This window comes from Streptomyces albireticuli (assembly GCF_002192455.1).
Taxonomy (GTDB): domain Bacteria; phylum Actinomycetota; class Actinomycetes; order Streptomycetales; family Streptomycetaceae; genus Streptomyces; species Streptomyces albireticuli_B.
The window spans coordinates 3,127,853-3,149,897 of sequence record NZ_CP021744.1; the positions used below are offsets into that span (position 1 = coordinate 3,127,853).

Genomic DNA, 22,045 nt, shown 5'->3' on the forward strand with positions numbered 1-22,045 from the left:
CAGGAAAGTTCTTCGCGTACGGGATGGCCGGGCGGGGGCACGCTCACCGGCGGGGTGAGCGCGTGCCCGCCCGCGGAAGGGCGCGGCTCAGCCGGCGAACCAGCGCACCGGCTCGGGCGCGAGGTTCTGGTAGATGTGCTTGGCCTCGCGGTATTCGGCGAGGCCGGTCGGGCCGAGCTCGCGGCCGGTGCCGGACTTGCCGAAGCCGCCCCACTCCGCCTGCGGCAGGTAGGGGTGGAAGTCGTTGATCCAGACGGTGCCGTGGCGCAGCCGTCCCGCGACCCGGCGGGCGCGGCCCGCGTCCTTGGTCCAGACGGCGCCGGCGAGCCCGTACTCGGTGTCGTTGGCGAGGGCCACGGCCTCGTCCTCGGTGCGGAAGGTCTCCACGGTGAGGATCGGGCCGAAGGTCTCCTCGCGGACGACCTTCATGCCGCGGTGGCAGTTGTCGAGGACGGTCGGCGAGTAGAAGTAGCCGGACGCCGGGCGGACCCCGCTGGGCTCGGGCTGGGACCCGCCGCAGCGCAGCGCGGCGCCCTCGGCGAGCGCAGAGGCGACGTACGCCTCGGTCTTGTCGAGCTGCTGGGCGGAGACGAGCGGGCCGCACTCGACGCCTTCCTCGGTGCCCCGGCCGAGCTTGATCCGCTCGGCGCGGCGGGCGAGTTCGGCGACGAAGCGCTCGCGGACGGACTCCTCGACGATGAGCCGGGAGCCGGCCGAGCAGACCTGGCCGCTGTGGATGAACGCGGCGTTGAGGGCCTGGTCGACGGCGGTGTCGAAGTCCTCGTCGGTGGCGCAGGCGTCGGCGAAGACCACGTTGGGGTTCTTGCCGCCGAGTTCGAGGGCGACCTTCTTCACGCTCGGCGCGGCGGCCTGCGCGACCTTGACGCCGGAGGTGAGGCCGCCGGTGAAGGAGACGAGGTCCACGTCGGGGTGCTCGGACAGCCGGGCGCCCACGGGGTCGCCGGCGCCGGTGACGAGGTTGGCGACGCCGGCCGGCAGGCCGGCCTCGGCGAGCAGCCGCACCAGCAGCACGGTGGAGAGCGGGGTGACCTCGCTGGGCTTGATGACGAAGGTGTTGCCCGCGGCGAGCGCCGGCGCGATCTTCCAGCTGGCCTGGAGGAGGGGGTAGTTCCAGGGTGTGATCAGCGCGCAGACGCCGACCGGCTCGTGGACGACCACGCTGTGCACGGTGGCCGAGCCGGCGTCGACGACACGGCCGGCGCCCTCGCCGACGACCAGGTCGGCGAAGTAGCGGAAGGCGTCGGCGACGCAGTCGACGTCGATACGGCCCTCGGCGAGGGTCTTGCCGGTGTCGCGGCTCTCGGTCAGCGCGATCTCCTCGCGGTCGCGCACGAGCAGCTCGGCGACCCGGCGCAGCAGCGCGGCGCGCTCGGCGACCGGGGTGTGCGGCCAGGCGCCCGTGTCGAAGGCGCGGCGGGCCGCGGCCACGGCGGCGTCCGTGTCGTCGGCACCGCCCTCGGACACCACGGCGAGGGTCTTGGCGTCCGCGGGGTCGAGGACCTCGCGCTGCGCGCCGGACGCGGCGGCCCGCCACTCCCCGTCCACATGGATGGTCTCGACTGACGACATGTCTCTTCTGCCTTCCGATATCCGAAACGTCCCGTCACCGGTCGAGCAGCACTCGGGCCGGCAACGGGACGCGCCTAACCAGAAGGCGGAAACATATGCCTCGGTTTTCACAAAGAGTGACCCGAGTCACTCAGAGTCAGTTGGTGTGAGCTGATGTGTACGGACGTAGGCGCATGTCGGCACCTGTCAGCGCCTGTAGGCGCCTTCCCGGCGGCTGTCCCCGGGCCTCCGTCACCTCCCCGTGGAGCAGTAGCCGGTCGGGCAGAACGAGCCGAGCACCGTCCGGAAGATCTGCACGTGCGCCGTCCACTCCCCCGACGGCCCGGCGACCAGCAGGGCGTACTGCTTGCCGTCCCCGGCGGTCATGGCGTGCAGGGCGACGTGCCGGGCGCCACCCGTGCCGGGGGTGTACGTGTACTCCAGCTCGGCCGCGCCGTCGGAGAGCTTCCACAGGCCGACCTTGCGGTAGCCCTTGTTGCCCGAGACGGCCTTGTCGGTCGCGACGACGGCCTCGTACGGCGTCTTCTCCGGGCCGTTCAGCCGGAAGACCTGGATGAGGCTGCCGCCGTCCGCGTTCTTGTAGAAGACGCTGGCGCCCTGGGTGCTGCGCGACCAGCCGCGCGGCACGGCCAGCGTGACGCCGGACGCGTCCCGCACCCGGGTCCAGCCCGAGGGCACCCCGGTCCCGGAGCCGCTCGACGCCGCCGACGGGGTGTACGTCGATCCGCCGCTCGTGCTTCCCGAGCTCGTCGATCCGTAGGTGGAGCCGTACGTGGACCCGTACGTCGACCCGTATGTGGAACCGGAGGTGGACCCGTACGTCGAACCGTACGTGGAACCGGAGGTGGAGCTCCCGTAGGTGGAACCTCCCGACGTGGAACCGTACGTGGTCCCTCCGTAGGTCGAACTCCCGGAAGTGGAACCGTACGTGGAGCCCCCGTAGGTGGAGTCGCCGGACGACGAACCGGGCGTCGGCGGTGCGCTGTAGCCGGGCCGCACGGTGCCGCCCGGCGCCCCGCTCTCCTCGTCGTCCCGGAACAGCGCCCAGGCGCCGATCCCGATGCCGCCCGCGAACACCACCCCGACCAGCGCACCGGCCAGGATCGTCGCGTGCGAGGGCCCGTGCGGCTCGCCCGGCCCGCCCGCGCCGATGAGGATCTCCGGCTCGTCCGGGTCGTAGGGGTTCTTCGCGGGCGGGTCGTCCTCCACCCACTGCTGGAGGTCCGCGTCCCAGCGGCTCATCCGTTCCACCCCCTCACGCCAGCAGCTGCGTGATCGCCTGCACGACGGCGAGCGCCGACGCCAGCCCGCCGGCCGCCGTCGCCCCGCCGGTCAGCAGCGCCCGGAGCCGCACCAGACGGCCGCGCTCGGCGCGCCCGTCCCGGACGGCCGTCGCCTCCAGCCCGGCCAGCTCACCGTCGACGTCGTCGAGACCGTCGCCCTCGGCCCGTGCCAGCAGCGGCAGTTGGCCGCGCAGTTCGCGAACGGCGGTGAGGAGATCGGGCGAAAGGAGCACCAACTCCCTCGACGCGTCGACCGCTTCGGACTCCCGGCCCGCGGCCAGAGCGCCGCCGAGTACCTCGCCGACGGCGATGCCGCCCTCACCGGGCGCCCCGGACGGCACGGGCACGGGACCCGGGGCCGCGTCCGTCGCGGCGGGCGGGCCCACGCGCTCCGAGCGGTCCTCGGCGCGGGCCTTCTCCCCGCTGGCGGCCGCGCCGCCGGTCATGCGGCCGATGACGATGCCACCGCCCTTGCCGCCGCCGTTCCTGTCGCCCTGTGTCCCTTGGGTGTCGTCACCCATCACGATCCCCCGTCCTTCGTCATGTTCTTCGCCTTGGCGCCGGCGCCCGCGGCCACCGCGCCGCCGCTCATCGAGCCGATGAAGACGCCGCCCTCGCTGATCTGCACGATCTGCTGCTCGAACTGGTCGGTCTCGTAGCCCTGCGAGCGCAGGGCGTCCCGCACGCCGCTCGCGATCCGGTCCTGGACCGTCTTCACGTAGCGGCTGATGTCCATCTCCTGGAAGAGCGACACCGTCTCCGCGCCGCCCAGCTCCCGCACGGACTGCGCCGGGCCGTCGGGCAGCGCGCGCTGCGGCTCGGCGAGCCAGGTGCGGAAGCCCGAGATGCCGGCCCGGACCGTGGAGACGGCGGCCGCGAACCCCGCGGCGGGCCCGCTGAGCAGCGCCCGCAGGCCGTCGCGCAGCGGGTCGTCCTGGCCGCGCGCCGCGATCACGTCGACCGAGCGGAACTCCGTCCGGATCGGCGTCAGGATGTGCGGCACGACCTCCAGCACCAGCATCCCTCCCTGCGTGTGCACCCTGACCAGGACGGACACCACGACCTGCTCGTCCCAGGCGCCGACGCGCACCCGGAGGAAGTACCGGCGGGCCTCGCCGCCCTCGTCCACCGCCTCGGCGACGTGCTGCGTCACCGTGGCGTCCGCGTAGTCGAGCCGGGGGCGCGGCGGGCCGACCGGCAGATAGACGAACTCCTCGATCTCCAGGTCCTTCAGCCGGTCCCGGCTGGTCGCTGCGGCACCCTGCCGCAGCGCCTCCAGGCGGGGCCGGACCAGGTCCACGACCGTACGGCCGGTGAAGGGCGCGGCACCGCCGTCCGGCGCCTCGGTGTCCCCGCGCCGCCGGAGCTCCAGCGCGAACGACCAGGGCTCGTAGGGCTTCCCCATCCCGATGAAGGGGCGGCCCGCGTCGTAGATGGCCATCCCCGCGTACTGCTCGCGGTCGATGGCCCGCGCGATCCGCTGGTGGTAGGCGGTGGTGGGCTCGGCCCGGGGCGCCAGCAGGAACGCCTCGCGGCTGAGCTCGTTGCACATCACGTCCGCCACGCGCCTGCGGTGCGCCCACACGGGCAGGACCAGCAGGAGCGGGAAGACGATGCCGATCCAGTTGTCCGAGCCGGTGGCCAGGCTGTAGAGCGCGTAGGCCCAGTAGGCGATCGCGAGCACCGCGGGCACGGCGGGGACGAGCTTGCGCACGTTCCCCTTCATCGCCTCGCGCAGGGTGCGCTTGTCGACCACGTACACGGACGAGCCGCGCCCGGCGGAGGCCGCGGCGGACCACTGGAAGAAGCTCACCAGCGCGTAGATCCCCGACCAGATCGGCAAAGGGGGCCCGTCGGCGGTGCCCACCTCGATGCCGATGAAGGCGCCCCAGAGCACGAGGAGCATCAGCGCCGTCAGCGCGTCCTGTCTGCGGGCGCGAAGCGCGTGCGCGAGCACCGGCACGACGTCGACGCCGAGCGAGGGCGCGATGGGCCTCTCCTCGTGCTCCACCAGCTCCTCGACGACCCGCCGGCGGAACTCGATGTCCAGGTACGTCCCGGCACAGAGCAGCCTCGTGGCCTCGGTGCGGGAGTCCTGTGGGGTGATTGCTGTCATTCGTCCCCCGATCGTCGAACTCACCTGCGATCAGGCATGAGTTGACGGATTTTCGGAGAACTCAGAATAGGCCAGAAGTCCCGCGCGCAACCCCAGTCGGGGCGCAAATGACGGGGCGGATGTCACCCCGTACGGATGCGCATGCGCACGGGGGTGCGAATACCGCCAAGGTCGCCGCCGTCAGAATTACTGATCACGCACTCGCGAAGACCGCCGCGCCGCCGACGCCGGCCCGCACCGGCGTGCGGGAACACGCGGAAAGGGGTGTGCCCCCGGCGGCCGAAGCCGCCGGGGGCACACCCCTGGAACGTTCCGCGGGCCGGAGCCCGTGGCTCGGTGGATCAGATGAGGCCCAGACCGCGGACCGCGTCGCGCTCCTCGACGAGCTCCTTGACGGAGGCGTCGATGCGGGCGCGGGAGAACTCGTTGATGTCCAGGCCCTGGACGATCTCGTACGCGCCGTCCTTCGTGGTGACGGGGAAGGACGAGATGATGCCCTCGGGGACGCCGTAGGAGCCGTCCGACGGGATGCCCATGGAGGTCCAGTCGCCGGCGGCGGTGCCGTTGACCCAGGTGTGGACGTGGTCGATCGCGGCGTTGGCGGCGGAGGCGGCCGAGGAGGCGCCACGGGCCTCGATGATCGCGGCGCCGCGCTTGGCGACGGTCGGGATGAAGGTCTCGGCCAGCCACTTCTCGTCGTTCACGGCCTCGGCGGCGTTCTTGCCGGCGACCTCGGCGTGGAAGATGTCCGGGTACTGGGTGGCGGAGTGGTTGCCCCAGATCGTCAGACGCTTGACGTCGGCGACCGACACACCGGTCTTCTGCGCCAGCTGCGAGACCGCGCGGTTGTGGTCCAGGCGGGTCATCGCGGTGAAGCGCTCGCGCGGCACGTCCGGGGCGGCGGCCTGGGCGATCAGGGCGTTGGTGTTGGCCGGGTTGCCGACGACGAGGACCTTGATGTCGTCCGCGGCGTGGTCGTTGATGGCCTTGCCCTGGGGCTTGAAGATGCCGCCGTTGGCCTCCAGGAGGTCACCGCGCTCCATGCCCTTGGTGCGGGGGCGGGCGCCGACGAGGAGGGCCACGTTCGCACCGTCGAACGCCACGTTCGGGTCGTCGGTGATCTCGATGCCGCGGAGCAGCGGGAAGGCGCAGTCGTCGAGCTCCATGGCGGTGCCCTCGGCGGCCTTCAGGCCCTGCGGGATCTCCAGCAGCCGCAGCTTGACCGGCACGTCCGCGCCGAGGAGGTGACCGGAGGCGATGCGGAAGAGCAGCGCGTAGCCGATCTGACCGGCCGCGCCGGTAACGGTGACATTGACGGGAGTGCGGGTCATGGCGATCTCCTGCTGCGAACTGGGGTTGGGTGTCCCTGCCCATTTGTGAGGATCTCTCTCGGTGTCAAGAGATCCGGCGTCAGGCTATCCGACCGCGCACCGCCTGAACCGCCGCCCCCGTGTGGGACGCCTCACCGTGGCGCCGCCGGCCCGGCGGCGAGGGGGACCACGCGGGACGCCCGCCGACGCGTCAGGGCGCTTCGGCGGGCGTGTACGGGCCGTGGACGGGCCGTGGGACGGGCGTACGGGCCACGGCCCGGGCGTACGGGGCGGGGTGCGGGGCGTGCGGGGGTTTTCGGCCAGGTTCAGCCCGCCGTGCCCGGCGAGGCCGCGCGCGGGACCGTGCAGCCCTGGGGGCCCGCCGCCAGCGTGGCGCAGGCCGTCGCCTGGCCCGGGGCGGCGACCGCGACCATGGGGGTGTAGCCGTCGGCGTCGCGGACGACGCGCCCGGACTCCGTACGCGCCGGGGCCGAGCCCTGGGCACGGGCGCTTATCCGCACGGCGTCGCCGACGGCCGCCCGCGTTATGCGGCCCCACGCGGCGCCGCAGACGGCGCTGTAGCGCACCTCGACGTAGGACGAGCCGACCGTGGCGGAGCCGGCCGTCGTGGCGCGGGCGCCGCCGCAGCCCATGGCCTCCGGGTCCTTGCCGGCGCAGCCGGCGCCCGCGCACTTCACCCCGGCGGGCAGATTCGCCACGGTGCTCGCGCTCGGCGTGACCGCCGCCGTGTCCCCGTCCGCCCCGCGGTCGCCCGTGCCCAGCAGCAGGACGGCCGCCGCGACGACGAGCAGCGCGCCGACGACGCCGGTGACGAACAGGCCGACCCGGCGGCGCGGCGCGCCCGGCGCCGGGGCGGGGATGGCGCTCGCCCGGTAGTCCGGCGGTACGGGCGCACGGGGCACGGGCGGGCGGGGAGCCGGGGCCTGGGCCGCCGGGACGGCCGGGGCGGCCCGTATGCCCTCCGCGACGGCTTCCGGGCGGTCCGGCGGGCGGGGGTCCGGCAGCCGCGGCTCCCGGCACAGCGGCTCCGAGCGCAGCGCGCCCTGCTCCCGGGCGCCCGCGCCCGCCCGCGCCGCCGGGGGCGGGCCGAACTCGCCCAGCGCGGCCCGCGCCCGGGCGACCCGCATCGCCTCCAGCGTCACGTCGTGCCGCAGCTCCGAGCGGCTCCAGGCCCGCTCGGCCAGCTCCCACATGGTGCTCAGATGGCCGACGTCGGTGCCGGTCACCTCGGCCAGGGCCTCCGCGGCCCCGCGCGGCGAGAGCAGCCGGCCGTTCAGATAGCGCTCCCACGACGTCTTGCTGTACCCCGTGCGGTCCGCGACGGCGCTGATGCTCAGCCCGCTGCGCTCGACGAGTCTGCGCAGCTGTTCGGTGAACTCCCGGACCTGCGGATCGAGTTCCTCCGGTAACGCCCTCCAGCGAGGCATTGTCCTCCCCTGCTCCCCCGGTACGTGCGCCGGGCGCGGGCCCTGCCCGTGCCCGGCCGTGTCGCGCCGCGGCCCGTCGCCGCGGCGCCCGTCCACAGTCTTCGGTGCTGGCTACCCAGGGGGATGCCGCAACTCGGCGCGGCAGTTCCCCAGCAGGGGGCGCACGGGGGCATTTGGGGCGAACGGCTGTCCCGGTATGCGCCCTTGTCACATCCGCCGCACAACTGGTACACGACAGGGACCTCGTACCGGAACAGTCACCTCCGGGCCACAGGGCACCGGGGGATCTTGAAACGGCCCGCCGGGGTCAAGATCCTCTGGAGTGGGCGGTGGCCCGTCCCCCCACGGGGGTGGAGGACGGGCCACCGCGGCCGCTCAACCCGCAGAGAGCGGTGGTCCGCATCGCGTACGAGATCCCGCACAGGATCGCGTGCGAGGCGGTGCGGGCCACTGTGCCCACGGCTCACAGCCCATGGCTCCCCGCGGCGGTGCCGGAACCGGCCGGAAACAGCCCGTCCCCCCGCTCCCCGGGTTTCAGAGCGCCGCCCCCTGTCCCAGCCGGTTCCTCAGGTTCTCGTCCAGCGCGTCCAGGAACTGCTCCGTGGTCAGCCAGGGGGCGTCCTTGGAGATCAGCAGCGCCAGGTCCTTGGTCATCCGGCCGCCCTCGACCGTCTCCACGCAGACCTTCTCCAGGGTCTCCGCGAACCGGGTGACCTCGGGGGTGCCGTCGAGCGTTCCCCGGTGCGCCAGGCCGCGGGTCCAGGCGAAGACCGACGCGATCGGGTTGGTCGAGGTCGCCTTGCCCTGCTGGTGCCGGCGGTAGTGGCGGGTGACCGTGCCGTGCGCGGCCTCGGCCAGGACGGTCCGCCCGTCCGGCGACATCAGCACGGAGGTCATCAGGCCGAGCGAGCCGAAGCCCTGCGCGACCGTGTCGGACTGGACGTCCCCGTCGTAGTTCTTGCAGGCCCAGACGTAACCGCCCGCCCACTTCAGCGCCGCGGCGACCATGTCGTCGATCAGCCGGTGCTCGTAGGTGAGGCCCTTCGCCTCGAACTCCGCCCTGAACTCGGCGTCGAAGACCTCCTGGAAGAGGTCCTTGAAGCGGCCGTCGTACTTCTTGAGGATCGTGTTCTTGGTGGACAGGTAGACCGGGTAGCCACGGGTGAGGCCGTAGCGGAACGAGGCCCTCGCGAAGTCGCGGATCGACGCGTCGTGGTTGTACATCGACAGCGCGACCCCGGGCCCCGGGAACTCGTGGACCTCGACCTCCAGCGGCTCCGAGCCGTCCGCCGGGGTGAAGGTCATGGTGAGGGTGCCCGGCCCGGGGATCTTGAGGTCGGTGGCGCGGTACTGGTCACCGAAGGCGTGACGGCCGACGACGATCGGCCTGGTCCACCCCGGGACCAGCCGGGGCACGTTCGCGATGATGATCGGCTCGCGGAAGATCACGCCGCCGAGGAGGTTGCGGAGGGTGCCGTTGGGCGAGCGGTACATCGCCTTGAGGCCGAACTCCTCGACCCGCGCCTCGTCCGGGGTGATCGTGGCGCACTTCACTCCGACGCCGTACTCCTGGACGGCCTTGGCGGCCTCGACGGTCACCTGGTCGCTGGTGGCGTCGCGGTGCTCGATGCCCAGGTCGAAGTACTTCAGCTCGATGTCGAGGTACGGGAGGATCAGCTTGTCCTTGATGAAGGACCAGATGATGCGGGTCATCTCGTCGCCGTCGAGCTCGACGACGGGCTCGGCTACCTTGATCTTGGCCATGGGGGTCCTTTCCCCGCCCGGCCGCTTCCCATAACCGGAGGCTCCGCCTCCGGGGTGCCTCCGGGGCGCCTTTCGCGCGCCGGCCCCGGCCCCGCGCGCGGCGCCCGGGGGCCCGGACCCGGGGGCCGGACGCCCCCGGGAGAGACCGCCCGCCCCGCTACACCGTGAAGTGCAGCACGTCCTCCAGGAACGGGATCTTCAGCCACGGGTGCGGCTGCGCCATCAGCGAGAGCAGCAGGATCGCCGCCCCCAGCCCCCCGTACGTGATCATGTCCGTGAACCGGGACCGGACCGCGAGCATGCCGACCGAGGGCAGCGCCCACCGCAGCACCGCGCCGCCGACCATCGCCAGCCCGATCAGCAGCGTCCCGACCCGGAACGCGTCCAGGGAGACCACCAGCAGGCCCAGGCCCGTCACGCCCAGCACCGTCAGCAGCGGCCACTGCCGGGCCGGGGCCGGGGCGTCGCCCGGGGCGGCCCGCCCGCCCCCCTCGGGGCGGGCGGTGTCGCGCGTGAGCTGGAAGCGGCGCGACCTGCCGGGCCGCCCGCCGCCGGACTCAGCCCGCATTGCCGATTCCGGCGGCGCGCTCGGCGGCCTCCACCACGTTGACCAGCAGCAGCGCCCGGGTCATCGGGCCCACGCCGCCCGGGTTGGGGGCGACCCAGCCGGCCACCTCGGCGGCGCCCGGGTGGACATCGCCGACGATCTTGCCGTTCTCGTCGCGGCTGACGCCGACGTCGAGGATGGCCGCGCCCGGCTTGACGTCCTCGGGCTTGATCAGGTGCGGTACGCCGGCCGCGGCGACGATGATGTCCGCCTGGCGCAGCTGCGCCGAGAGGTCACGGGTGCCGGTGTGGCAGAGGGTGACCGTGGCGTTCTCGGACCTGCGGGTCAGCAGGAGGCCGATCGAACGGCCGACGGTGATGCCGCGGCCGACGACCACGACGTGCGCGCCGTTGATCTCCACGTCGTGGCGGCGCAGCAGCTCGACGATGCCGTGCGGGGTGCAGGGCAGCGGGCCGGTCTCGTTGAGGACGAGGCGGCCGAGGTTGGTGGGGTGGAGGCCGTCCGCGTCCTTGGCCGGGTCCATCAGCTCCAGCACGCGGTTGGTGTCGATGCCCTTGGGCAGCGGGAGTTGGACGATGTAGCCGGTGCAGTCGGGATTGTCGTTGAGCTCGCGGACGACTGCCTCGATCTCCTCCTGCGTGGCGGTGTCGGGCAGTTCGCGCTGGATCGACGCGATGCCGACCTGGGCGCAGTCACGGTGCTTCCCGGCCACGTACCACTTGCTGCCGGGGTCGTCGCCGACGAGGAGGGTGCCCAGGCCGGGCGTGACGCCCTCGGCCTTCAGCGCCTCCACGCGGGTGGTGAGTTCGGACTTGATCGCGGCGGCGGTGGCCTTGCCATCGAGAATCTGGGCGGTCATGCCCCCATCCTCGCGGATGGGGTGGCACTCATTCCAGTCAGGTCACGGCCGCTCGCGGACGTGTGACGCTGTCAGTGCCGTATGTCACGATGATCGGAGTAGCCGCGACTGTCGGGGGCCGGGCGGCCACTGTCCCCGCACGTCTCCTGCCCCGCGCGGTCCCGGCTCGTCCCACCCCGAGACCGCTCGAAGGATCACCAGGTGACCTACCCGCCCCAGCAGCCCCCGCAGTACCCCCAGTACCCGCAGCAGCCCCAGCAGCCCGGCCAGCCGTACGCGCCGTTCCCGCAGCAGGCGGCGGGCTACGGCTACCCGCAGGGCGGTTACCCTCAGGGCGCGCCCGTCATGCAGCAGCGTCCGCCGCTGGCCGGCTGGTGGTCGCGCGTCGCCGCGACGCTGATCGACGGCCTGCTGCTCGGCCTGATCCCGTTCGCCTTCATGATCATCGGCATCGTCATGATCGTGATGTCCTACGCCGACTGCGTGGACAGCACCACCAACACCGTGGCCAGCACCTGCGAGCCCTCCACCGGCGCCATCGGCACGGGCATGGCGCTGATGGCCGTCGGCGGCCTCCTCGGCTTCGGTCTCAGCCTGTGGATGCTCTACCGCCAGGGCAAGACCGGCCAGACGGTCGGCAAGAAGATGATGAACATCGCCGTGGTGCGCGAGCGCGACGGCCAGCCGACCGGCTTCGGCATGGCCTTCGTGCGCAACCTCGCCCACATCGTCGACGGCATCCCGCTCAACCTGGGCTACCTGTGGCCGCTGTGGGACGAGAAGAACCAGACCTGGGCCGACAAGATGATCGGCACGGTCGTCATCCGCACGCGCTGAGACATCCGTCGAGCACGTCCCGCGCGCACGCCGAGGCCGCGCCCCGAAACTTTCGGGGCGCGGCTTTCGCGTACGTACGGCGTACGGCCCGGTGGGAGATCAGTGGAAGAAGTGACGCGTCCCCGTGAAGTACATCGTCACGCCCGCCGCCTTCGCGGCCTCCACGACCTGCTCGTCGCGGACCGAACCGCCCGGCTGCACCACGGCCTTGACGCCGGCGGCGGTCAGCACCTCCAGCCCGTCCGGGAAGGGGAAGAAGGCGTCCGAGGCGGCGTACGAGCCCTGGGCGCGCTCCTCGCCCGCCCGCTGGACGGCCAGCTTCGCGGAGTCCACGCGGTTGACCTGGCCCATGCCGACGCCGACGGTCGCGCCGTCCTTGGCCAGCAGGATCGCGTTCGACTTCACGGCGCGGCAGGCGCGCCACGCGAAGGCCAGCTCGGCCAGCTCGCCGGCGGCCAGCGCCTCGCCCGTGGCCAGCGTCCAGTTCGCCGGGTCGTCGCCCTCGGCCTGGAGCCGGTCCTTGGCCTGGACGAGCGCGCCGCCCTCGACGGAGCGGTACTCCGCGCCCGCCTCGGGGCTGTCGGCGCAGCGCAGCACGCGGATGTTCTTCTTGCGGGCCAGCACCTCGACGGCGCCGTCCTCGTAGCCGGGCGCGACGACGACCTCGGTGAAGATCTCGGCGACCTGCTCGGCCATCGCGACGGACACCGGGCGGTTGACGGCGATGACGCCGCCGAACGCGGACAGCGGGTCGCAGGCGTGCGCCTTACGGTGCGCCTCGGCGACGTCCGAACCGACCGCGATGCCGCACGGGTTGGCGTGCTTGATGATCGCGACACAGGGCTCGGTGTGGTCGTGCGCCGCCCGGCGGGCGGCCTCGGTGTCGACGTAGTTGTTGTACGACATCTCCTTGCCGTGCAGCTGCTCGGCGTAGGCGAGGCCCTTGCCCGAGCCGTCGGTGTAGAGCGCGGCGGCCTGGTGCGGGTTCTCGCCGTAGCGCAGGACCTGCTTGCGGGCGTAGGTGACGGCGGTGAAGTCCGGCCAGTCGCCCTCGTCGGCGGCGTAGTCGGCGGCGAACCAGTTGGCCACGGCCACGTCGTAGGCGGCGGTGTGCTGGAACGCCTCGGCGGCGAGCCGCTTGCGCTGCCCGAGGTCGAAGCCCCCGTCGGCGGCGGCCTTCAGCACGTCGGCGTAGCGGTCGGGGTTCACGACCACGGCGACGGAGGGGTGGTTCTTGGCGGCGGCGCGGACCATCGAGGGGCCGCCGATGTCGATCTGCTCGACGCACTCGTCGGGCGCGGCGCCCGACGCGACGGTCTCGCGGAAGGGGTAGAGGTTGACGATCACGAGCTCGAAGGGCTCCACGCCCAGCTCGGTGAGCTGCTCGCGGTGCGAGGCGAGGCGCTGGTCGGCGAGGATGCCGGCGTGCACGCGCGGGTGCAGCGTCTTCACCCGGCCGTCCAGGCACTCGGGGAAGCCGGTCAGCTCCTCGACCTTGGTGACCGGGACACCGGCCTCCGCGATCCGCCCGGCCGTCGAGCCGGTCGAGACGAGCTGGACGCCCGCCGCGTGCAGACCGCGGGCCAGCTCCGCCAGCCCCGTCTTGTCGTAGACGCTGACCAGCGCGCGCCGGATGGGCCGCTTCGTACCTTCAGCGGTCACGCCCTCGGGGGTCGTACCTTCGGAGGTCGTAGCTTCGACGGTCACGGGATTCTTACCTTTCGTCCCTCTATGCGATAGCCGTCGCGGGCCAGACGCCCCACGACATCGACGAGCAGCGCTCGCTCGACTTCCTTGATCCGCTCGTGCAGCGCGGATTCGTCGTCCTCGTCCCGGACCTCCACCACGCCCTGCGCGATGATCGGGCCGGTGTCGACGCCGTCGTCGACGAAGTGGACGGTGCAGCCGGTCACCTTCGCGCCGTACGCGAGCGCGTCGCGCACGCCGTGGGCGCCCGGGAAGCTGGGCAGCAGGGCCGGATGGGTGTTGACCACCCGGCCGCCGAAGCGGTCCAGGAACTCCTTGCCCAGGATCTTCATGAAGCCGGCGGAGACCACGAGGTCCGGCGCGTGCGCGGCGGTCGCCTCGGTCAGCGCCCGGTCCCAGGCGTCCCGGTCCGCGTGGTCCTTCACCCGGCACACGAAGACCGGCAGCCCGGCGCGCTCGGCGCGCTCCAGGCCGGCGATGCCGTCCCGGTCGGCGCCCACGGCCACGATCCGGGCGCCGAAGCCGTCCGGGTCCGCGGCGATCGCGTCGAGCAGGGCCTGGAGATTGGTGCCCGAGCCGGAGACCAGCACGACGAGCCGTGCGGGCGACGGGGACGCGGGAGGCGGGGAGGCCACAGCGGGGCCCTTTCTCGCGGGTGATGCGGTTTGTATGGTCGTACGAGAGTGAGGGGTCCCCGGATACGGGGGACCCTACGAAGCCGCCGACCGCCAGCAACGATACCGGCACGCGGAACGGCCCCCACGGGACGGGGGCGGCCGCGGAAGGTAGCGTCTGGAAGCAGCGCACGGAAAGCGCGGGCAAAGCGCGAGGAATCCGAGCGCGACGCCGTACGTTCGGTGTGCAGTACGTCATGCGGTCACGTTCTGGCGTACGGGACACGTCGGCGCGCCGTGCGCAGGACGACGACACGAGACGTGTGCAGGACGACGACACAAGGGGAAGACACACTCCACATGCCGGACCGACGCCGCCACGCGGCTCACCACCTCGCGCTGCCCACCGCGTCCATGGAGTCCGCGGGGCCCTCGGGACCCACCGTGTCCACGGAGTCCGCGTCCACGGAGTCCGCGGGAGGCCGGCGATGAGGAACGCCCGGATGTCGCACGAGCGCCCGTCCTCGCAGTCCCCGGACGAACAGCGGGACGACAACCCCTTCGCGCCCCCGCCGGAGGGGCGGCCGGACCGCCCCTGGGAGCCGCGTGAGCGCCCGGAGGGGCGCGAGGACGGCCAGGGCGGCGAGGACGGCACCGGGTCGCAGGACGGCACGGGGCAGCAGGACGGCGGGCAGCCGCCGGTGTGGGGCAGCCAGTGGAGCAGCCGGCAGCCCGGGCGCCATGACGGCGGCTTCGGCGGCGGCCGCCCGCCGGGCGGCGGTCCCGGGGGCGGCCCCGGCGGAGGCCCTGGCGGGGGCCCGGGCGGGGGCAGCGGCCTGCGCTGGGACCCGACGGACCCGGCACAGCGGCGCGCCCGCTATGCCCTTCTGGCGGGCATGTGGGGCTTCTTCTTCGCCCTCTTCAGCATCCCCCAGGTGGCCCTCCTGCTCGGCGCCCTCTCCCTCTACTGGGGCATCAGCTCCCTCCGCGCCAAGGCCACACCACGTCGGCCTGACCCGGACGGGCCGGCGGCCCCCGGCACGGCGGGTGCGCCGGGCGCGGCGGGCGGCCCCGGCGTGCCGGGCGCGTTCCGGCCGCAGACCACGGCGGCGGTGAGCGGCCTGGTCACGGGTGGGCTGGCACTGGCGATCGTGGCGGCGACGTTCCTCTTCCAGATCGTGTACAGCGACTACTACACGTGTGTGGACGACGCGCTGACGCAGACGTCGCGGCAGGCGTGCGAGAACCATCTGCCGAAGGAACTGCGGCCGCTGCTGGGGGCGCGGGACTGAGGTCGGGGGTGGGGGTTTTCCCCTACCCGCCCCTTCCCGATGCTGTCCTCAGGCGCCGGACGGGCTGGATCGCCGGGCGGGCCGGATTCTTTCCGGCCCGCCCGGCATTTTTGGGTTGGGGGCGGGCCCGGGCCGGTGTGTAGGTGAGGCCTGGGGCGGGGAGAGGGCGGGGCGGGGCGGGCGAGGCTGGGACGGGGCAGAGGGCGGGCCGGGATCAGGGCCGGGGCCGAAGCTGAGGGTCGGGGCCGAGGGCAGGTCGGGGCCAGGGAAGGCCGGGCGCGCGGCCAAGGGTCGAAGCCAAGGCCAGATCGAGGCCGGGACCAGGCCGGAGGCCGGGGCCGGAGGCCGGGGCCCGAGCCCGAGGCCCGAGCCCGCGGCCCGAGCCAGAGGCCGGAGCCCGAGGCCAGAGCCAGAGGCCGGAGCCAGAGCCAGAGCCAGAGGCCGGGAAGAGGGGCCCGAGCCGGGGCAAGGGCTGAGCCGGGGTGGGGCCGGAGCCGGGAGAGTCAGTCCGGGGCCGGGCCCGCCGGGTCGCGGGGTTCGAAGTCCGGCACCAGGCCGCCGCCCGAGTCCTTGAGGGCCGCCCACCGCACCTGCCGGGCCCCCGTGTCGTGCCAGGCCTGCGTGCCGCCCACGACCTTGCCCTCGGCCGGTGCCGCGCCCCGGCCCGCGCACGGCGCCGCGTGCCGGCCCTTCTTCGCCCGGCCCGGCCACCAGCCACGGGCCCGCGGCCGCTTGGCGGCCGGCGGGGAGACGGGTCCGGCGGCGGAGTGCGCGGCGTCCGGGGGACCGTGCCGGGGGGACGCCTCCAGGGACGGCCGTACGGGCAGTTCCTCGGCCACGGCCGGGACGGGCGGTCCGGCCGCCGCCGGGTCCTGGGGCGCGCCGCGTGGCCGGAGCCGCCGGGTGGGGCGGTCGACCGCCGGGCGGTTACGGGCCGCCTTGCCCGCCGGGCCGCTCTGGGGCGTACCGTCGCCCGCCGTGGCACCCCGGAGCGCGCCGATGCCGGGCCACCGGCCGCGGAACACCCGCGCGGCGAGGGCTTCCGCCTCTCCTGCGGTTCCGTCAGCCGCCTCCCCCTGAGGACCGGCGCCCCGCCGGCTACGCCACCGGGAGCCGCTCGCGGCCTTCTCCGGGCTCCCGGCCTCTTCCGGACCGTCGGCCTGGGCGGACTGGGCGGGCCCTTCGGGGCGCGCGGGGGTACGGGCCTGAGCGGAGCCCCCGGATGCCGCGTGGGGCCCGGCCTGAGCAGGAGTCTCCCCCTGAGCGGGACTCCCGGCGTCACCCGGCGCCCCGGCCGCCGTCTCCCACCGTTCCCGTTGCCGGAACACATCCCCGCGGACCTCCGGATCCTGGCCCTCGGCAGAGGCCCCGGCCGCCGCGTCCCGCTCCTCCGCCGGCCAGAAGTCGTCTCCGGCCTCCTCCGTGCCGTCGCCCTCGCCCGGGGGCACGGCTGCCGCGTAGTCCCAGGTCTCGCCCGGACCCTCGGCCTCACCGGGCACCCCGGTCACCGCGTCCGCGGTCCACCTCGCCTGCGGGCGGAAGCCGTCCCGGTCCTCGTCCGCACCGTCGGCCTCACCGGAGGCCTCGACCGCCGAGTCGTCCGCTGCCCGGCTCGCCCGCTGCCAGTAACCGTTCCGTCCCTCGTCCGAGCCCTCGGCCTCCTCAGGGGTCCCGGCCGCCACGCCCTCCACCGCCTGCCGCACTCGCTGCCGGTAACTGTCCTGGGCCTCGTCCGGACCACCGGCTTCACCAGGAGTCCCGGCCGCCACGCCCTCCGCCGCCTGCCGCACTCGCTGCCAGAAACCGTCCTGGGCCTCACCCGGACCGCCAGCTTCATCAGGAGCCCTCGTCGCCGCATCCGCCGCCGCCCACTTCGCCCGCTGCCGGAGGCCGTCCCGGGCCTCGTCCACGCCGACGGTCTCACCGGGGGTGCCGGGCGCGTCATCCGCCGCCGCACCCTCCTGCTGCCAGTAACCGTCCTCGACGTCGTCCGGACCACCGGCCTCACCTGGGAACCCGGCCACCGCACCCGCGGCAGCCCGCCTTCCCCGTTGCCGGTACCCGTCCCGGACCTCCTCCGGACCGTCGGCCTCACCAGGAATGCCGACCGCCGCGGCCTGCCGCCCTCGGTGTCGGAGGCCGTCCTCGGCCTCATCCATGGCCACGGCCACCTCGTCATCCGCCCGCGCCCACCGCGGGAAGGCGTCCTCGCCGGTCTCCTCCCCGGCTTCGCTCCTCCCGGCGTCCTCGGGCGCCACGTCCTCCGCCGGCTCCCCGCTCTCCTGCCGGAGCTCGTCCGCCGGCTCTTCCGGGCCCTCCGGCCCGGCCGGTCCGGCGTCCGCCGCCCCGCCTCTCCCCCACCGCCAAAACGGCGCGCCCGCCTTCGCCGGGGCGCCCGCAGGCGCCGGGCCCGCCACCGAGCCCAGGCCCACCGTGACCTCCGTGGCCGACGCGGGTGCCGCGGCGGCCGGGGACGGCTCCGGGTGGGTGCCGAAGCCCAGCCACGCGGCCAGGCCCCGCAGGGCCGCGGCGCCGAGTCGGCGGCGGGGAGCGCGCGACTCGCGGGCCGCCACCGGGGCCGGCGCCTCCGACGGGTCGGGCAGGGGCGTGAGGCCCAGCGCGGCCACCGGCCCCCGCGACCAGGCCGGTACCGCGGCGCCGTACTGCCGCGACCTGGCCTCGCGCCGCGCCGCGCGGACCGCCCGGCGGCGCAGCCAGCGCAGGATCAGCGCGCCGGGGACCCCGATCGCGGCCGTCCAGGTGGCCGCCGACATCCCGACCTGCCGCCACGGCGGGCCGAAGACCGCGAGCGCGCCGTCGCCGAGGGCGCCGGACGCCGCGTACGCCAGGAACGTCGTCACCACGGCACAGACCGCGGCGCCGCACGCGGCGGTCAGCGCGGTGCCCAGGAACGTCGAGCGGCCCAGCGGCACCGCGCCGCCCGGCACGGCGGCGTACGCGATGGCGACGCCCGCCGCGACCGGTACGGCGATCGCGGCCGCGTAGAGCAGCGGCCCGGGGTCGCCCTCCGCCGGCAGGGCCGAGAGCAGCGGGAACCTCGGCAGCATCGGGTGGTCGGTCACGCCCAGCGGGGCGATCACACTGCCCGCGCCGACCGTGAAGCCGGGCCCGAGCCCGTAGGCCACCGTCCAGACCACGGCGTTCGGGGCCAGCGCCACGCACAGCAGCACCACGGCCACCCGGCCGGACCAGGCCACCGTCATCTGGAGCAGCGACTCCCGCGCGTCGCTCGCGTGCACGGCGAGCGAACCGGCGAGCAGCAGCGCGGCGGCGGCGAGCAGGGCCGCCGTGCCGACGGCGCCGACCCGGGCGACGGCGGTCAGCCGGGGGCGGGTGAAGGCGGCCCGGACCCGCTTGGGCAGGGCCTGGAGCGTGCCGCGGGCGAACGCGGGGGCGGTTCCACCCGGACGGCCGAGCGCCGTCCACACCCCGAGGCCGATGGACGCGCCGGCGACCAGCGGCAGGTGGAGCAGCGCGCTCAGCGGCGCGGCCCGCAGGGGGCCGGAAGAGGCGTAGAGCACCGCGGCCGTGGCCACGAGGAGGTAGCCGCCGAGCAGGGCGAGTGCCACCGTGCGGGGCGGGAGCGGATCGTCGGGGTCGTAGGCGTGCCCGTTTCCGTCGGTGTGACCGGACTTCTCCGGGAGCCCGTCGGCTCCGTCGGCCCCGTCGGCGCCGGTGCCTCCACCGGACTCACCCGTCCCGTCGGCCCTGACCGCCCCGTCACCCCTGCCGGCCCCGTCCAGCGCTTCGACCACATCGATACCCCCCGCACCACGGCCGCCCGCGGCCTCCCTGGGGTCGCCCGTCCGCTCCAGGGCGTGCCGGGCCGCCCGGTAGAGCAGCCAGCACGGCAGGACGGAGGTCAGCAGCGGCGTCAGGCCGACCGGCGCGGTCCCCCCGGAGAGCGTCTCGGTCCGTACGAGCTCGGCGCCGTGCGCCAGGAGCCACAGGTCGGCGGCGATGCGCAGGGCACCGGCGGGCCCGCTGTCGGGGTAGGGGGAGGAGATCCAGAGCAGCAGTACGGCCACGGCGAGCGCGCCCAGCCCCAGCCCCGCGGCGAGCATCCCGCCGAGGAACACCGTGCCCGCCGTCATGGGTGGCCCGTGCACGGCGGAGCGGCCGCGCGCGGGGAACGAGGGGGTGTGCTCGGCATACGGAGTCACAGGGCTCACAGGGCCATGCTGCCAACAACAATGCTTTCGTACGGGTAACGGGCAAATGGCCGTCGTGTCGCCCCAGGTCCCCTTATGCCCCGGTTCGGAAACGGGTGTGGGCCCGCACCTCGTGAGAGGTACGGGCCCACGGGCCACGCGAACGTACGGTCCGGGCCGCGGTCACCGCCGCGGTCCGGGGTCGTGCGGCCGGGCCAGGACTCAGGCGCTGAGCGCGGCGCGCGCGAGACGGGCGGTCTCGGACGGCGTCTTGCCGACCTTCACGCCCGCGGCCTCGAGGGCCTCCTTCTTCGCCTGCGCGGTGCCGGAGGAACCGGACACGATCGCACCGGCGTGGCCCATCGTCTTGCCCTCGGGGGCGGTGAAGCCCGCGACGTAGCCGACGACCGGCTTGGTGACGTTGGCCTTGATGAAGTCGGCCGCACGCTCCTCGGCGTCGCCGCCGATCTCACCGATCATGACGATCAGCTCGGTCTCCGGGTCGGCCTCGAAGGCCTCCAGGGCGTCGATGTGCGTGGTGCCGATGACCGGGTCGCCACCGATGCCGACGGCCGAGGTGAAGCCGATGTCACGGAGCTCGTACATCATCTGGTAGGTCAGCGTGCCGGACTTGGACACGAGACCGATCTTGCCGGGCTTGGTGATGTCGCCCGGGATGATGCCGGCGTTGGACTGGCCCGGGGTGATCAGACCGGGGCAGTTCGGGCCGATGATCCGGGTCTTGTTGCCCTTGGCCGAGGCGTACGCCCAGAAGGCGGCGGAGTCGTGCACCGCGATGCCCTCGGTGATGACGACGGCCAGCGGGATCTCGGCGTCGATCGCCTCGACGACGGCGGCCTTGGCGAAGGCCGGCGGGACGAAGAGGACGGACACGTCGGCGCCCGTCTTCTCCATCGCCTCCTTGACGGAGCCGAAGACCGGGACCTCGGTGCCGTCGAAGTCGACGGACGTGCCGGCCTTGCGCGGGTTCACGCCACCGACGATGTTGGTGCCGTCGGCCAGCATGAGCTTGGTGTGCTTCATGCCCGTGGCGCCGGTCATCCCCTGGACGATGACCTTGCTGTCCTTGGTGAGGAAGATAGCCATGGTTGTGGAGTCCTCGTCCTTTACTTAGCCGCAGCCAGCTCGGCGGCCTTGTCGGCCGCGCCGTCCATGGTGTCCACGCGCTGCACGAGCGGGTGGTTGGCGTCGGACAGGATCTTGCGACCCAGCTCCGCGTTGTTGCCGTCGAGGCGCACGACGAGCGGCTTGGTGACGGCCTCGCCCTTGCTCTTGAGCAGCTCCAGGGCCTGGACGATGCCGTTGGCGACCTCGTCACAGGCGGTGATGCCACCGAAGACGTTGACGAACACGGACTTGACGTCCGGGTCGCCGAGGATGATCTCAAGACCGTTGGCCATGACCTCGGCGGAGGCGCCACCACCGATGTCGAGGAAGTTGGCCGGCTTGACGTTGCCGTGGTTCTCACCGGCGTAGGCGACGACGTCGAGGGTGCTCATGACGAGACCCGCGCCGTTGCCGATGATGCCGACCTCACCGTCGAGCTTGACGTAGTTGAGGCCCTTGGCCTTGGCGGCGGCCTCGAGGGGGTTGGCCGCGGCCTTGTCCTCGAGCGCCTCGTGCTCCGGCTGGCGGAAGTCGGCGTTCTCGTCGAGCGAGACCTTGCCGTCGAGGGCCAGGATGTCGCCGCCGGCGACCTTGGCGAGCGGGTTGACCTCGACGAGGAGCGCGTCCTCGGCGACGAAGGTCTTCCACAGGGTCACCATGACCTCGGCGACCTTCTCGGCCACCTCGGCCGGGAACTTCGCCTGGGCGACGATCTCGCGGGCCTTCTCGATCGTCACACCCTCGTTGGAGTCGACCGGGACCTTCGCGAGGGCCTCGGGGGTCTTCTCCGCGACCTCCTCGATGTCCATGCCGCCCTGCACCGAGGCCATGGCCAGGAAGGTGCGGTTGGTGCGGTCGAGGAGGTACGAGACGTAGTACTCCTCGACGATCTCGGGAGCGGTCTCGGCGATCATCACCTTGTGGACCGTGTGGCCCTTGATGTCCATGCCGAGGATGTCCGTCGCGCGGGCGACGGCCTCGTCCGGCGTGGCGGCCAGCTTCACGCCGCCGGCCTTGCCGCGGCCGCCGACCTTCACCTGCGCCTTGACGACCGACTTGCCGCCCAGCCGCTCGGTGGCCTCGCGCGCCGCCTCAGGCGTGTCGATGACTTCACCGGCCAGCACCGGTACACCGTGCTTGGCGAAGAGGTCCCTCGCCTGGTACTCGAACAGGTCCACGCGCGTCAGTCCCTTTTCCATGGATATCGCGGTTCGTTGTCTGCGCGGGCGTGCCGCAGGGCAGCGTGAGGACGCGATCTTTGACGAGGGCGGCACACGTTCACCGTTGACGCGGCATGTCCGTCTCGCAGGTTATCCCCGTGGGACGGAGGTCCCTAAATCGCAGGTCACACTCTGGC

Annotated in this window: 16 protein-coding genes; 2 read left to right on the forward strand and 14 right to left on the reverse strand. The window is 73.6% G+C overall.

Annotated features, from left to right (window positions below):
- Positions 1-87 precede the first annotated feature (87 nt).
- From SMD11_RS13170 to SMD11_RS13210, 9 genes are all read right to left on the reverse strand, one after another.
- Positions 88-1,590 (reverse strand): aldehyde dehydrogenase family protein, encoded by a 1,503-nt coding sequence (locus tag SMD11_RS13170; RefSeq protein ID WP_087926646.1) that lies wholly within the window; start codon positions 1,588-1,590, stop codon positions 88-90.
- Positions 1,591-1,821: 231 nt separating this feature from the next.
- Complete coding sequence (locus SMD11_RS13175) at positions 1,822-2,832, reverse strand: hypothetical protein (RefSeq protein WP_087926647.1); 1,011 nt, start codon at positions 2,830-2,832, stop codon at positions 1,822-1,824.
- Positions 2,833-2,845: 13 nt separating this feature from the next.
- On the reverse strand, positions 2,846-3,394 hold the full coding sequence (locus SMD11_RS13180; protein WP_087926648.1) for a hypothetical protein: 549 nt from the start codon (positions 3,392-3,394) through the stop codon (positions 2,846-2,848).
- Entirely contained in the window at positions 3,394-4,989 is a 1,596-nt protein-coding gene (locus SMD11_RS13185) for a hypothetical protein (protein ID WP_087926649.1), read from the reverse strand. Before SMD11_RS13185 ends, SMD11_RS13180 begins: the two co-directional genes overlap by 1 nt.
- Before the next feature lie 341 nt (positions 4,990-5,330).
- Positions 5,331-6,320: a malate dehydrogenase gene (locus SMD11_RS13190; RefSeq protein ID WP_087926650.1), complete on the reverse strand. Its 990-nt coding sequence runs from the start codon at positions 6,318-6,320 to the stop codon at positions 5,331-5,333.
- A 305-nt stretch (positions 6,321-6,625) separates the two neighbouring features.
- Entirely contained in the window at positions 6,626-7,747 is a 1,122-nt protein-coding gene (locus SMD11_RS13195) for a helix-turn-helix domain-containing protein (RefSeq protein WP_087926651.1), read from the reverse strand.
- 534 nt (positions 7,748-8,281) lie between these two features.
- Positions 8,282-9,511: an NADP-dependent isocitrate dehydrogenase gene (locus tag SMD11_RS13200; RefSeq protein ID WP_087926652.1), complete on the reverse strand. Its 1,230-nt coding sequence runs from the start codon at positions 9,509-9,511 to the stop codon at positions 8,282-8,284.
- A 157-nt stretch (positions 9,512-9,668) separates the two neighbouring features.
- Entirely contained in the window at positions 9,669-10,079 is a 411-nt protein-coding gene (locus SMD11_RS13205; protein WP_087926653.1) for a DUF3017 domain-containing protein, read from the reverse strand.
- The gene (locus SMD11_RS13210; RefSeq protein ID WP_087926654.1) at positions 10,069-10,938 is read right to left on the reverse strand and encodes a bifunctional methylenetetrahydrofolate dehydrogenase/methenyltetrahydrofolate cyclohydrolase; all 870 of its coding nucleotides are present in this window, start codon (positions 10,936-10,938) and stop codon (positions 10,069-10,071) included. The genes SMD11_RS13205 and SMD11_RS13210 overlap by 11 nt, the downstream gene beginning before the upstream one ends.
- Before the next feature lie 201 nt (positions 10,939-11,139).
- On the opposite strand from SMD11_RS13210, the gene SMD11_RS13215 reads away from it, so the two are divergent.
- Positions 11,140-11,775, forward strand: coding sequence for an RDD family protein (locus SMD11_RS13215; RefSeq protein ID WP_087926655.1), 636 nt, complete (start codon positions 11,140-11,142; stop codon positions 11,773-11,775).
- Between the two features lie 99 nt (positions 11,776-11,874).
- Here the strand turns inward: SMD11_RS13215 and purH are convergent, their stop codons facing one another.
- Together purH and purN are read right to left on the reverse strand one after the other, a co-directional pair.
- The gene (purH, locus tag SMD11_RS13220; RefSeq protein WP_087930477.1) at positions 11,875-13,437 is read right to left on the reverse strand and encodes a bifunctional phosphoribosylaminoimidazolecarboxamide formyltransferase/IMP cyclohydrolase; all 1,563 of its coding nucleotides are present in this window, start codon (positions 13,435-13,437) and stop codon (positions 11,875-11,877) included.
- Between the two features lie 41 nt (positions 13,438-13,478).
- Positions 13,479-14,117: a phosphoribosylglycinamide formyltransferase gene (gene purN / locus SMD11_RS13225; RefSeq protein ID WP_087926656.1), complete on the reverse strand. Its 639-nt coding sequence runs from the start codon at positions 14,115-14,117 to the stop codon at positions 13,479-13,481.
- A 482-nt stretch (positions 14,118-14,599) separates the two neighbouring features.
- Here purN and SMD11_RS36365 point away from each other — a divergent pair, with 482 nt between their 5' ends.
- A complete protein-coding gene (locus SMD11_RS36365) occupies positions 14,600-15,388 on the forward strand; it encodes a hypothetical protein (protein ID WP_234366021.1) in 789 nt (262 codons plus the stop codon).
- A gap of 503 nt (positions 15,389-15,891) precedes the next feature.
- Here SMD11_RS36365 and SMD11_RS36370 read toward each other — a convergent pair.
- The 3 genes from SMD11_RS36370 to sucC form a co-directional block, all read right to left on the reverse strand.
- Positions 15,892-19,503 carry a DUF6350 family protein gene (locus SMD11_RS36370; protein WP_087926657.1) on the reverse strand — a complete coding sequence of 1,204 codons (3,612 nt, stop codon included), beginning with the start codon at positions 19,501-19,503 and terminating at the stop codon, positions 15,892-15,894.
- 279 nt (positions 19,504-19,782) lie between these two features.
- Positions 19,783-20,667 carry a succinate--CoA ligase subunit alpha gene (sucD, locus tag SMD11_RS13240; RefSeq protein ID WP_087926658.1) on the reverse strand — a complete coding sequence of 295 codons (885 nt, stop codon included), beginning with the start codon at positions 20,665-20,667 and terminating at the stop codon, positions 19,783-19,785.
- Positions 20,668-20,687: 20 nt separating this feature from the next.
- Positions 20,688-21,866 carry an ADP-forming succinate--CoA ligase subunit beta gene (gene sucC / locus SMD11_RS13245; RefSeq protein ID WP_087930479.1) on the reverse strand — a complete coding sequence of 393 codons (1,179 nt, stop codon included), beginning with the start codon at positions 21,864-21,866 and terminating at the stop codon, positions 20,688-20,690.
- Positions 21,867-22,045: the final 179 nt, after the last annotated feature.